Source organism: Anoxynatronum buryatiense (assembly GCF_900182905.1).
Lineage (GTDB): Bacteria > Bacillota > Clostridia > Peptostreptococcales > Tindalliaceae > Anoxynatronum > Anoxynatronum buryatiense.
In genome coordinates this window covers 206,177-219,192 of sequence record NZ_FXUF01000001.1, presented here as the reverse complement: position 1 = coordinate 219,192, position 13,016 = coordinate 206,177, and the positions used below count along the sequence as shown (strand labels likewise).

Sequence of the window (13,016 nt, the reverse complement as noted above, 5' to 3'; positions counted from 1 at the left end):
TATATCCTGTGAAAAGAAGAAAGTCAAAAAAATCCGGTCAGGCACCAAGCCTCTTCGCGCTTGATATCGGTACCCGAAGTGTGGTTGGCATGCTGGGACACCTGCATGAGCGGCGCCTGGTCATCGATCACGCCGCCATGATTTTTCATGAAAGTCGCGCCATGTTTGACGGCCAGATTCATGACATTGACAAAGTGGCTCAGGTGATTGACCAGGTGAAGCAGCAACTGGAAAAAAAGTCTAAACAAACCCTGTCGGAAGTGACAATTGCGGCTGCCGGCCGTGCTCTGCAAACAGTGACCCTTGAATGGGAAGCTCAACTGGATGAATTGCAGGCAGTGACACAAGCGCAGGTGCATCAACTGGAACTTGAAGCACTCCAACAAGCGCAATATAAACTGCAGGAAGATCTCCAAGAAGACACCCGATATTTCTGTGTGGGTCACTCGGTGATTCATTATGCCATTGATGGTGCTGTTGTGACTAACCCTGCCGGACATCACGGCCGTCGCATCAAAGTGCATCTGATTGCCACTTTTCTGCCCAAAATGGTGGTGGACAGCCTTTATACAGCTGTTTCAAAAGCAGGTCTTGAGGTGGTGTACATGACCCTTGAGCCCATTGCAGCCATTGAAGTGGCAGTCCCGGAAAACGCCCGGCTGCTGAACATTGCCCTGGTGGATGTGGGAGCCGGCACGTCAGATATGGCCATTACCCGTGACGGAACAATCATTGCCTATGGTATGAGTGCGGTGGCGGGAGATGAAATAACAGAACTACTGGCCAAAGAAGAAATGCTGGATTTTGATGGAGCCGAGCAACTGAAGTGTCGTTTGAACATGGAAGAGAGTCATTATTATACCGATATATTTGGTTTTCAGCAGGAAAAAAGCACCCCCGAGCTGCTGAAGCAGATTCAGCCAGCCATTCAGGTGGTGGCAGGAGAAATTGCAGCTGGTATTCTCGAAAAAAACGGAAAAAAACCCAGCGCCGTGTTTCTTATTGGGGGAGGCAGTCAAATTCCAGGATTACCTCAGGCGCTGGGTCAACAGTTAGAGTTACCGCCGGAACGAGTGGCGGTGCGTCATATAGGACAGATTACAGATTTGGAGTATAATGCTTCACTTGACCTTGGCCCCGAAGGTGTCACGCCCATAGGGATTCTTAAGAAGGCGTTGGTGGCGCGGCAAAAAGACTTTTTTGAAGTGGAAGTCAATGGTCGCCAGGTACGCATGTTTCAGACACGGCGACTTTGCATCAAAGATGCACTGGCAGCTGTTCAATACGATCCACAGCAGTTGGTACCCCGCAGGGGTGAAAGCGTAGATGTGACAGTGAATGGTCAGTCCATGCGGCTTTATGGCGAGTACGGTGAAGCGGCAGTTATATTTTTGAACGGACAAACTGCCAATCTTGAATCAGAAATTCATCAGGGAGACAAGATCATGATTCAGCCAGCCACTTCAGGAAAAAGTCGACGGGCGCTGATGAAAGAGGTGGTACCATCGGAAATGACCTGTCAGGTGGAAGGCATAAAACGCCCACTGATTGTGAATATGACTTTGAACGGCCAGCAGGTGGATCGAAGCGACATTTTACTGAATCAGGGAGATGCCATTGGGTATGATACATTATACACAGTTGAAGATTTTTGTGGTTTTTATCAATTGACTGGCAATGCAGCAGATTTTCGTGTCAACGGATTGCCCGCAACTGGAAAAACAACACTGCAGACGGGAGATTTTCTGGAAATTATCAAAAGGGCATCTGACACAATGTCTGCAAATGCGTCTGAAGCAAAACCAGTAAAGGCAGCTGACCCACTACTCAATGAAAGAAACATTGAGAAGATTAAGCCACCAGCAGCCTCGAGTTCGGAAAACCCGAAGGTAACAACGGAAGCTGACATCATGCGTTTCAACATCCAGTACAATGGCGCGCCTTTAACTATTGAAACTGAGAAAAAAAACCTGGTGTTTATTGATCTGTTTGATTATGTTGATTTTGACCGAAGTGATGTTCAGGGGAAATTGGTTCTCACCCATAATGGTCGTCCGGCGGAGTATACCGCCGCCGTTAACAGCGGTGATGATATTTGGGTATATTGGGACCAGGAAACTTATGCAGCATCATCGGGAAAGAAGGGGTCGGAAAATGACGCAGGAAACCTCACCAAAAATAAACATTAAAAAAGTGATTCTGGGAATTGGCCTGGGCATTTTAACAGGTCTCATTTTAGCAGGGGCAGCCACTGGTGTTTTTGTTCATCGAACCCTCAGCCAGCCCACCATCTATGCCACGGTACTGATTGAGGGATTGCCGGTACACAGCCTGACGAGTGATGAAGCTAAAGATCAACTGGAAGCACATATGGCTTCCCATATTCACGAGTCGACTCTGATATTCAGATACAATCATCAAGAGTGGGAGATGCCTTACACCTCGCTGGGCTTTTATTATGATTATGATCAGGCAGTTCAGGAAGCAATGGCGCTTGGTCGCAGGGGAACCATGCTGGACCGGATGACTGATATCAGGCGGATGCGTGAGCAGCCGGTACGATTGCTTCTTGACCATAGCTATGAAGAGACGCAGCTGAGAAGTTTTCTTGAAGACATTGCTCAGGAAATATTCATTGAACAGTATCCGGCAGAAATACGCAGGGAAAACGGTACTTTTATTGTTTCGGCTGAAAAACAGGGACTTTCCCTGAATTTGGAAGAAACCCTGCAGCAGGCTCACCAACGAATGACACATCTTGAAGACGCTCCGGTACATCTGGTTGTGACAGAGCACTCAGTGTATCCAACAGCTGCAGACCTGCGTCAGATCGAATCGGTGATCAGTGAATACAGTACCACCTTCAATACCGGTGATGCAGGACGAACAGCTAATTTACGTCAGGGTTCCGGCAGCATTGACGGTAAGCTGTTATTACCGGGTGATGTTTTTTCATTTAATGAAACCACCGGACCGCGCATTGCATCTGCCGGTTATCAGGAAGCGCCTGTAATTCTAATGGGAGAACTGGTTCCGGGGATTGGAGGTGGCATTTGCCAGGTTTCCACCACGCTTTACAATGCAGTGGTACGGGCAGACTTACAAGTGGTTGAACGTACCAACCATTCATTGCCTGTGTCGTATGTGCCCCGTGGTCAGGATGCCACAGTTGCTTTTGGGTCCCTTGATTTTCGTTTTGCCAACAATGAAGACAGTCCTATTTTTGTTGAGAGTGAAGTGAGAGGAAATCGGCTCTATGTTCGCATTTTCGGAAAAAGTGCTGATCGACCTGATATTGAGTTGGCCTCTCAGGTGGTACAAGTTGTTGAACCATCCAGTGAAACCCGTTATGACAATACCCTTTACGAAGGTGAAACACGGGTGGAGCGGGAAGCTAAAACAGGTTATCGAGTGGTGACACACAAAATTTATCGTGAAAATGGCCGGGAGATTCGGCGCGAAGAAATTTCACGGGATTACTATCGGCCTGTGAATGGTATCATTTTGCAGGGAACGAAACCCCGTCCGGTTAATGACTGGTTTTTCAGTGAACCGGAAGAACCACCCGGCGGGCAGGAATCACAGTATCAGGGAGGATGATTATGGACAAATATTTATACGACAAGGACTTGATATGTCCTGTCTGTAGCAAGAAATTCACCACCAAAAAAGTGCGGCTTCGCAAAATACCTGTGGATAAAAAAGACCCGGATTTTCATATCTGGTACAAAGACATCAATCCCATCTTTTATAATGTATGGGTGTGTCCCAATTGTGGATTTAGCGTGACAGAAAGCGAGCACAAACCATTAAACATGGATCAAAAAGGACTGATCCTCAAACAAATCAGTTCAAAATGGCAAAAACGTGATTTTGGCGGAGAACGAACCCACGCCCAGGCCATTGAAACTCACAAACTGGCTATGCTAACCGGTACGTTGCTGGGCAAATCAAAGGGGTATCTGGGGAGCTTATGCTTGCGGCTGGCATGGCTCTACCGGGAAGCTGACAATACATCCCTTGAAAAAGTGCACCTGAAACACGCCCTCGATCATCTTGAAGTGGCTTACACAAATGAATCTTTTCCTGTTGCAGGGCTCGATGAAATTTCGTTGGCCTACTTAATTGGAGAGCTGAAACGCATGCTGGGTGAGCCAAAAGAAGCAATCTTCTGGTACAATCGGGCATTGGAACACCCGGATATAAAGCACAAGCGGCTGATACAGCTGAAGGCCCGTGACCAATGGCAAGCAGCCAAAGAAGAATACAATCTGCTTAAGGAGCGGATGAAAAATGCCTAAATACTATTACGGATCAATTGACTGGAACCAGCAACCGGTGACACTGATTGCCTCAGAAATCGGTTTGGCCGCCTTGGAGTTCAAACGACTGGTAGATATGGATCTTCGCAGATTTGCAGAAAAACCGATGGAAGATTCGGGAAGAATGGCCCCTTACCTGAAACAGGTGGAAGCTTACTTTGAAGGGAAACAACATCAGTTTGACCTGCCTTTGGATTTTCAGGGAACCGATTTTCAGAAGCGAATCTGGCGTTTTTTGATCACCATTCCCTATGGAAAAGTGGCCAGCTATCAACAGGCTGCCCAAGCTGCAGGCAATGAAAAGGCAGTTAGAGCAGCAGGTATGGCCAACAACAAAAATCCCATTTCTGTCGTGATCCCCTGCCATCGCGTGGTGGGGAAAGATGGTTCACTTACCGGCTATGGTGGGGGCCTTCACATTAAAGAAGCCTTGCTGAAACATGAAGGCATACAAGTTGACGGAGGACGCATCAGGGAGGCATCTGCATGGTTGAAAACACCGGCATCACGCTAGTCACCGGAGGTGCACGAAGTGGCAAGAGTCGCTTCGGCGAAGGCCTTTTTAAGGGAAAAAGCGACAAAGTGCTCTACATAGCCACTGCAAAAGCCTATGATGACGAGATGCGGTTGCGCATTCAACGTCATCGGCAGCAACGACCGGCTTCCTGGGAAACGCTGGAAGCCTATTGTGGGTTTCAACAATGCCTTCCATCCTGGCAGGGAAAAGTGGAAGGTATTTTATTGGATTGTATCACATTGATGATCACCCATCTCATGCTGGAAAATGCTCCCGAAAACTGGGAATCAGTGACACCGGAAGCACTGACTGCATTGGAAGCCCGCGTTGACAGAGAGATGAATGAGTTGGTGGAAGTTCTCCGGGAGATGCGGGTGCCAGCGGTGTTGATTACCAATGAGGTGGGCATGGGCATTGTACCCGGCGACAAAATGTCCCGGGATTTTCGTGATATTGCAGGCAGGGTTAATCAACGCCTGGCAGAAGCGGCCGATCAAGTGTTTTTGGTGGTTTCCGGCATTCCCCTCTGCTTGAAGAATGCCACATCAACCGATTCAGCAACCGGTCAATCAATTGAATTTATTCGCAGCTGATGCAGCTTATATGCTGGAGAAAACGAAGGGGTGAGACGGGATGTTCAACAGATTTTTACATGCCCTCCAGTTTTTAACGGTTCTCCCAGTACCCACTCAATCAGTGTCAGATGATACCTACCATCAAACCATGGGATGGTATCCCGCTGCAGGCATTGTCATTGGATTGATGACGGCTGGTGTTTACTGGTTGATGGTTCAAAAATTACCAGTGCAGATGAGTGTGCTGACAGCCCTTTTCTTCCAGTTTTTCATGACAGGCGGTCTGCATTTGGATGGTTTGGCTGATACCTTTGATGGGTGTATGAGTGGCCGTGATCGAATTCGCAAACTGGAAATTATGAAAGACAGCCGATTGGGGACTCATGGAGCCCTGATTTTACTTTTTGTTTTGTTGTTTAAATTGACGGCATATACAGCTCTACCAGATCATCTGCGAATTGTCTGCCTGATTCTTGCACCTGTCACAGGAAGACTGGCGCTGGTGTTGGGTGCCTGGAAAGGTGTGTATGCCCGTGAAAATGGGCTGGGAAATCTGTTCATTGGGAAGATCACATTGTCTGAAGTTTTTGTGGCGCTGGGAGTGTGCATGGGAGCATTAGCGGTGACCCGTCAAATTGTTATGGGATTTGCACTCCTGGCAATTTTAGTGACGGTTGTTCTAGGGCGTTACATCATCACTCGCTTGCTTGGCGGAATGACAGGTGATACGCTTGGTGCGCTGAGTGAAATGTCAGAAGTTGTATTTTTGATGGTAGTCTTGCTGACTTGCTGAGCTTAACAGACCATGCACATCAAAATCAGACAACATCAAGAGGAGTGAAACAGATGAAGATCATGCTCATCAGGCATGGTGAAACCAACCACAACCTGGAAAATCGAATGAGCGGCTGGACAGAAGCAGTTCTCAGTGACAAGGGAATCCGGCAGGCAGAAGCACTTGGAAGATGCCTGGCAGGAGAAAATCCTGATAAGGTCATCACCAGCGGCATGAAAAGAGCTGATCACACAGCACAACTGGTCTTTCCCACAGCATTGCAGCAAAATCGGATAGAGATCATGGAAAATCTGAAAGAAATGCATTTTGGCACATTAGAAGGCATGACCATGGATGAAATTCGCGATCAACATATCGATGAATACACACAGCTGATGGAAAAACGTGGCCGGTATACCTTTCCGAGTGGGGAGAGTCTATACAGCTTTCACCATCGGGCAAGTGAAGCGGCGAAGGAACTGTTAATCTGTTCAAAAAAAGCAAATGCCTGTCAAATAGCCGTTGTGGCACATTCCGGCACGATTCGAAGTCTGCTGGCCCACTGGATTGCCAATGACTGGCAGGCTCACTGGCGTTTTCAAATTGACCACTGTAGTATCAGTGTGATTTCTTTTCATGACTCATTTCCCGTCTTGCAACGATGTAATGATACCCACCATCTAACAGATCTGAATGATTTGTCGGGTTGACAGTGAAGTGTTTTCAATGGTAGGCTGAGATTGACATCAAATTGAATATATTTAACTCAGGAGTGATGCTTCTATGGAAGCAGAGAGGGAAGCTGGTGTAAATCCGGCACGGTCGCGCCACTGTGAGGGGGAGCCGGCTGCACAGGTCACTGGAGAACTACTTCCGGGAAGACGCAGCGCAGGCAATGAACCCAAGTCAGGAAACCTGCTCATGAAATAATGACGGCTTGCCTGCGCGAAACAGGTGACTGCTTTTTTTGTGACGAAGACTGACAACTGAAGATGAATCGAGAAACGAGGAGAACGATATGGAAAATCGTCGACAGATGAGTAAGGGCTGGCGGTGGGCATTGATTTTACTGGTAGTGGGGCTCTTTGTAAGTGCCTGCAATGCTGCTAATCAACCATTGGAGACAGATCATGAAGAAGAGCCCGAAAGGGAATCCGGCGTTGACCTTCAGATTTCTGAGATGCATCCATTACGGATTGTATCGCTGTCACCCAGCCAGACAGAAACGTTGTTTGCGCTTGGATTGGAAGAAAAGATCATTGGCGTTTCCGACTATTGTGATTATCCGGCGGCGGCACTTGAAAAAGAACCGTTGGGAAGTTCGTGGACCATCAATCTGGAGCGAATCATCGAGCTGGAGCCTGATTTGGTGTTCACCTTCGCAGGCGGGCAACCAGAAGCAGTGAATCAAATGACTGCCATGGGAATTACGGTGGTTGATATGACACCGGAATCTGTTGAAGCAGTATTTGAGTCAATTCTCGAAACCGGAAGGCTGACGGGAGCAGAAGCGACGGCAACGACGCTGGTGGATCAGCTGACCACCGAAATGGATATGATTGTTGGAAAAGTCAGTGAATTGCCGCGAGTTCCCGTTTTTTATCAAGTGTGGGATGAACCATTACAAACAGCCGGTCCGGGGTCTTTTATCCATGAACTGATTCAACTGGCCGGCGGCGAGAATATCGCGGGAGACGCTGAAGGTGCGTATCCCATGTATAGCGTGGAAGCGCTGGTGGAAAAAAACCCAGCCATCTACTTTATGCCGCCACATGTGGCAGATTTCGACAGTATGACTGAAGCTGCAGCAGAAGCTTATCGGGATGAAGTGCGCCGGCGACCAGGTTACGATCAGATTGCTGCCATTCAGAACGACCGTATTGAACTGATGGAGCCTAACATTGCTTCCCGGCCAGGGGCTCGTATTGTTGAAGCATTACGCCTTTTTGCAGAAGCCATTCATCCAGAGGTGTTCTAAATGAGGCAAACACATCGCCGTTCATTGATTTTTACAGGTCTTATGGGTGTGTTGATCATGGCTGTTGTGTTGGCAGCTTCTGTAGGAGCTGCCGCCATTGCTCCTGGAGACGTGCTGCGAGTGATTGCCTCCTATCTCCCCTGGCTGGGAGATCGGGTGGATGTTTCTTCGGTATCTCTGGCCCATGAATCCATCCTGCTGCACATAAGACTGCCTCGCATTGCCCTTGCTTTTCTGGTGGGAGGCAGTTTGTCAGTTGCCGGATCAGCAATGCAAGGGATGCTGAAAAACCCGATGGCCGATCCCTTCATTATGGGAACATCATCTGGTGCGGCGCTGGGGGCAGCTGTGGCCATTGTGCTTCGGTTGAATCAAAGCCTGCTTGGTTTTGGAGCAGTTTCAATGATGGCCTTTGCAGGTGCGCTGCTGGCAACAAGTATTGTTTATCGGCTGGCCCGAATTGGTGGTCGGGTACCGGTAACGGCATTATTGTTGGCAGGCATTGCCACCGGTCAGTTTTTCACGGCCATTTTGTCATTTCTAATGGTAATAGCTTCACGAGATGTGAACAGTATTGTGTACTGGACCCTGGGCAGCCTATCTTCCAGGGGATGGCAGCATGTGGGCCTTGTGGTGCTTCCGGCATTGTTTGGAACCGCTGTGCTAATGTTCCATTCACGTGATCTGAACCTGTTGCTGCTGGGTGAAGATACAGCTGCCAACACAGGGGTGCCGGTGGAACGGGTTAAACGGGTACTGCTTATCACCAGCACATTGATGACTGCCTTCATGGTGTCTGTTAGTGGCATTATCGGCTTTGTGGGTTTAATTGTTCCTCACGCCACCCGGTTTTTCACCGGGCCGGACCATCGCTTCCTCATTCCTGCTTCGGGGCTGGCCGGTGGTATTTTTTTAATAGTGGCAGATACGCTTTCCCGTACCGTTATTGCGCCTACTGAATTACCGGTGGGTATTCTAACAGCCATGGCGGGTGCTCCCTTTTTTATTTACCTGTTACGCCGGTCAAAAAAGATCTCGTAGAGATCTCTTCAATGAGTGAGGATGAAGCTTCATGGGAAAAACCATTCAATTAAACAACCTTTCATTTGCCTATAATGAAAGACAGATTCTGAAAGCTTTGAATCTGGTCATTGGACGAAAGACATTTTTATCCATCATTGGTCCCAATGGCAGTGGCAAAACCACACTGCTAAAAAATATTGCACGAAACTTAAAGCCTACCGACGGCGGCATACTCATTGACCAACGGGCACTGGAAACATATGGCAGTGCCGAACTGGCCCGGGAAATGGCAGTTGTTCACCAGCAGACAGATATCGGGGCTGCCTTTACCGTGCATGATGTGGTGATGATGGGAAGAAATCCGCATCTGACCCGTTTTCAGCAGGAAAATGCCCATGATCGTCAAATAGCAGATCAGGCAATGCAATGGACCAGCGTAGATCATTTGAAAGAGCGATTAATCAATGAAATCAGCGGTGGTGAGCGTCAGCGGGTGATGATTGCAAAAGCATTGGCACAGGAGCCAACGCTCCTGCTGCTGGATGAACCCACCTCTTTTTTAGACATCCATCATCAAATTGAGATTTTAGAGCTGCTGAAAAAACTGAACCAGGAAAAAGGGATTTCTGTTATTGCAGTGATCCATGACCTCAATCTGGCGGCTCGGTACAGTCAGGAGGTTTTACTACTCCACCAGGGAAAGGTGCTGGCACTGGGAGCGACAGAAAAAGTGATGACAGCTGCAAATCTGGAGCAGGCCTACCATATGGAGATGATTATTGACCGTAATGCTTACACCGGGAGTCTGCAAGTCTGCCCTGTATCACTGCGGCAACGAAAATCCCGCACACAATGCATTCATGTCATCGGTGGCGGAGGAATGGGAAAAGAAGTGATTCAGCGGCTTCATCAGGATGGCTGGCAGGTTTCCCTGGGAGTGGTCAATAAAGGAGACAGCGATGCAGAGCTGGCCAGAAGGCTGGGAATGACCATCATTGAAGAAGAGCCTTTCTCAGATATCCAGGCGACAACACTTCATTCAGCAGGTATTGCTGCCAACAAGGCCATGGCAGTGATCCTCACCAGCATTCCCATTGGCCGGGGAAATCTGGCAAACATTCAAATGGCCATGGAGCAGCAGAAGAGTGGAAAAACCGTCATTCATTACAATACCTATCTCCCTGATGTTGATTTCGATTATGTGAAAGGTGAGGGAGCGCGATTATTGGAAGAAATGGCTCTGGCAGGGATGGAAAGTACCAATGATTTGGATCAACTCATGGCTCAATTGGAGGCGATGGCGCATGAAGCAGAAGCATAAACCGAACCTCATGTTACAGGGGACGGCTTCCTCGGTGGGAAAAAGCATTTTAACAGCTGCGTTTTGCAGGATTTTCAAAGAAGATGGTTACCGGGTGGTACCCTTTAAATCTCAGAACATGGCATTAAATTCATACATTACTGAGACAGGGCTTGAAATGGGAAGAGCTCAGGTTTTTCAGGCGGAAGCAGCAGGGATAAAACCACTGGCAGATATGAATCCCATTCTTCTGAAGCCCACCGGTGAAAGAAGCGCACAGGTGATCGTGCGGGGAAAGGTGCTGGGAAATCGAAGTGCCATGGCCTATCACCAAATGAAACCATCTCTGAGAGAGACGGTCAGGGAAGCCTACGAAGCGCTGGAGGCCTCGGCAGATGTGGTGGTGCTGGAAGGCGCGGGAAGTCCGGCTGAAATCAACTTGCAGGAACATGATTTGGTGAATATGGGGATGGCTGACATGGTTGATGCACCAGTGCTGTTAATTGGAGACATTGATCGGGGCGGGGTGTTTGCTTCTTTGTATGGCACCCTGTTGCTGCTTCCGGAAGACCAGCGCCATCGGGTAAAAGGGCTTCTCATCAATAAGTTCCGGGGCGATCTTGAGATATTAAAGCCTGGACTCAAGCAGTTGGAAGAACTAACTGGTTTGCCGGTGATTGGCGTGATCCCTCATGGTGACTTTGATATCGAAGAAGAAGATGGGACAGCCGAGAGACTGTCTACTCGTCCTCAGGCAGCCGATTCAAATGCCTTACAAGTGGCGGTGATACGACTGCCCCGAATTTCAAATTTCACAGATTTTCACTGGCTGGAGAAACTGCCCGGAGTCGAGCTTCGATATGTTCAACGACCTGAAGAGGTTGGTTTGCCTGATCTGCTGATTATTCCCGGTACTAAAAACACCCTGGCAGATCTGGCCTGGTTACGCCATCAGGGGTTGGACCAGATGATCTGGAAGGTGCGGGAACAGGGTGGCATGATTTGCGGCATCTGCGGGGGGTTTCAAATGTTGGGTACATGGTTGCATGACCCTTTACAACTGGAAAGCGATCATGGTTCCATGCCCGGACTGAACCTGATTTCAGCAGAAACTGTTTTTGAATCAGAAAAAACCACCACCCAGATCACAGGGCAGGTGAAGTGGCCGGCAGCAGTTCAGGGGAGTGGGGAACATGCTCAGCCGTCGGTTCTGTCAGAAGGCTACGAAGTGAAAGGGTATGAGATTCATATGGGACAGACGATGTTGAGTGAAGGGGTGGCACCCTTTGCCCAGCTAACTGACAGATCTGGCGGCCAGCGGATGGATGGCGGCGTTTCTGCCGATGGGAAAGTGTGGGGAACCTATCTCCACGGCATTTTTGACAATGAGGATTTTGTGACAGCATTACTCAAATCTCTTGCTAAATCGGTTGACGGTTGGGATGTTAAAGCGATGCCATCATTTGATGTTTACAAAGAAGCTCAGTATGATAAACTGGCGGCAACAGTGAGAAGTTCAGTGGATATGGCTGCCATTTACAGGATGATGAATCTTTCATCAGGAGACAAATCATGATCATATTGACTGCTTACATCCTTGATCTACTATTGGCTGATCCGCCTCACTGGCCTCATCCGGTTCGATGGATGGGGGCCCTCATCGGCTGGTTTGACCACCGCCTTCGCTGCACAGAACAGTCCGGCCAATGGCAAATGTTCAGGGGGGGAATCATGGTGGCCTTTGTGGTAATGGCTGCTGGTGGGGCAGCCGCTTTGATTTTGAAGGTGGCGTCATTACTTCATATATGGCTGGGTACTGTACTGGCTGGCTGGCTGGCATATACGTCACTGTCGGCAAAAGGGTTGAAACTGGCAGCGCTGGATGTACTGATTCCGCTGGAACAGAATAATCTGCCTGAGGCAAGACGGGCATTATCAATGATTGTTGGACGCGAAACAGAACACCTGACAGAAAAAGAAGTGGTACGGGCCACGGTGGAGACGGTGGCGGAGAATTTTTCGGATGGTGTGGTGGCTCCCCTTTTTTATTTGGCACTGGGAGGCGTTCCAATGGCTATTATGTATAAAGCAGTGAACACGATGGATTCCATGGTGGGGTATCGGAATGAGCGATACCTGTATTTTGGACGACCCGCTGCACGGCTGGATGACATTCTTAACTGGGTGCCGGCCAGATTATCGGTAGTGCTGCTGGTGGTGGGAGCCATGTTAACGGGAAACAGTGCACTTCAGGCCTGGAAGATTGCCCGCAGAGATGGAAGAAATCACAAGAGTCCCAACGCTGGCTGGCCTGAGGCGGCAGTGGCGGGTGCCTTGCAGGTTCAGCTGGGAGGCACCAACATCTATTTTGGCCGACCTGTTGAAAAACCCACCATTGGTGATGAGCAACGGGAGTTGACCCATGAAGCCATTCGAAAAGCTGTCGTGCTATTGGATGCAGCCACGTTGGTGGCGGTCATTGCCGGCACCCTGTGTCTGTTGATAATACCCTGGTAAATTCTCATA

The 13,016-nt window shown here is 48.8% G+C and carries 12 protein-coding genes and 1 riboswitch; all 12 genes read left to right on the top strand.

Translation table 11 applies throughout. The features are described 5' to 3' along the window. Positions 1-8 precede the first annotated feature (8 nt). The 12 genes from QOL74_RS00960 to cbiB all read left to right on the top strand — a co-directional run bounded on the left by QOL74_RS00960 (position 9) and on the right by cbiB (position 13,007). Positions 9-2,189, top strand: a complete 2,181-nt coding sequence (locus QOL74_RS00960) for a cell division protein FtsA (RefSeq protein ID WP_283407554.1) — start codon at positions 9-11, stop codon at positions 2,187-2,189. Next, on the top strand, positions 2,155-3,600 hold the full coding sequence (locus QOL74_RS00955; RefSeq protein WP_283407553.1) for a VanW family protein: 1,446 nt from the start codon (positions 2,155-2,157) through the stop codon (positions 3,598-3,600). Before QOL74_RS00960 ends, QOL74_RS00955 begins: the two co-directional genes overlap by 35 nt. A 2-nt stretch (positions 3,601-3,602) precedes the next feature. Then, positions 3,603-4,301: a DUF2225 domain-containing protein gene (locus QOL74_RS00950; protein ID WP_283407552.1), complete on the top strand. Its 699-nt coding sequence runs from the start codon at positions 3,603-3,605 to the stop codon at positions 4,299-4,301. Next, complete coding sequence (locus QOL74_RS00945; protein WP_283407551.1) at positions 4,294-4,836, top strand: methylated-DNA--[protein]-cysteine S-methyltransferase; 543 nt, start codon at positions 4,294-4,296, stop codon at positions 4,834-4,836. The genes QOL74_RS00950 and QOL74_RS00945 overlap by 8 nt, the downstream gene beginning before the upstream one ends. Next, positions 4,809-5,432, top strand: a complete 624-nt coding sequence (gene cobU / locus QOL74_RS00940) for a bifunctional adenosylcobinamide kinase/adenosylcobinamide-phosphate guanylyltransferase (protein WP_283407550.1) — start codon at positions 4,809-4,811, stop codon at positions 5,430-5,432. The genes QOL74_RS00945 and cobU overlap by 28 nt, the downstream gene beginning before the upstream one ends. Positions 5,433-5,472: 40 nt before the next feature. Then, a complete protein-coding gene (gene cobS, locus QOL74_RS00935) occupies positions 5,473-6,207 on the top strand; it encodes an adenosylcobinamide-GDP ribazoletransferase (RefSeq protein ID WP_283407549.1) in 735 nt (244 codons plus the stop codon). Between the two features lie 53 nt (positions 6,208-6,260). Then, positions 6,261-6,899: a histidine phosphatase family protein gene (locus tag QOL74_RS00930; protein ID WP_283407548.1), complete on the top strand. Its 639-nt coding sequence runs from the start codon at positions 6,261-6,263 to the stop codon at positions 6,897-6,899. Between the two features lie 43 nt (positions 6,900-6,942). Continuing rightward, positions 6,943-7,126, top strand: a riboswitch (cobalamin riboswitch). An 81-nt stretch (positions 7,127-7,207) separates the two neighbouring features. Then, positions 7,208-8,167 (top strand): ABC transporter substrate-binding protein, encoded by a 960-nt coding sequence (locus QOL74_RS00925; protein WP_283407547.1) that lies wholly within the window; start codon positions 7,208-7,210, stop codon positions 8,165-8,167. After that, entirely contained in the window at positions 8,168-9,208 is a 1,041-nt protein-coding gene (locus tag QOL74_RS00920) for a FecCD family ABC transporter permease (RefSeq protein ID WP_283407546.1), read from the top strand. A 31-nt stretch (positions 9,209-9,239) separates the two neighbouring features. Continuing rightward, entirely contained in the window at positions 9,240-10,511 is a 1,272-nt protein-coding gene (locus QOL74_RS00915; RefSeq protein ID WP_283407545.1) for an ABC transporter ATP-binding protein, read from the top strand. After that, positions 10,495-12,066, top strand: a complete 1,572-nt coding sequence (locus tag QOL74_RS00910; RefSeq protein ID WP_283407544.1) for a cobyric acid synthase — start codon at positions 10,495-10,497, stop codon at positions 12,064-12,066. Before QOL74_RS00915 ends, QOL74_RS00910 begins: the two co-directional genes overlap by 17 nt. Beyond that, positions 12,063-13,007: an adenosylcobinamide-phosphate synthase CbiB gene (gene cbiB / locus QOL74_RS00905; RefSeq protein WP_283407543.1), complete on the top strand. Its 945-nt coding sequence runs from the start codon at positions 12,063-12,065 to the stop codon at positions 13,005-13,007. The genes QOL74_RS00910 and cbiB overlap by 4 nt, the downstream gene beginning before the upstream one ends. Positions 13,008-13,016: the final 9 nt, after the last annotated feature.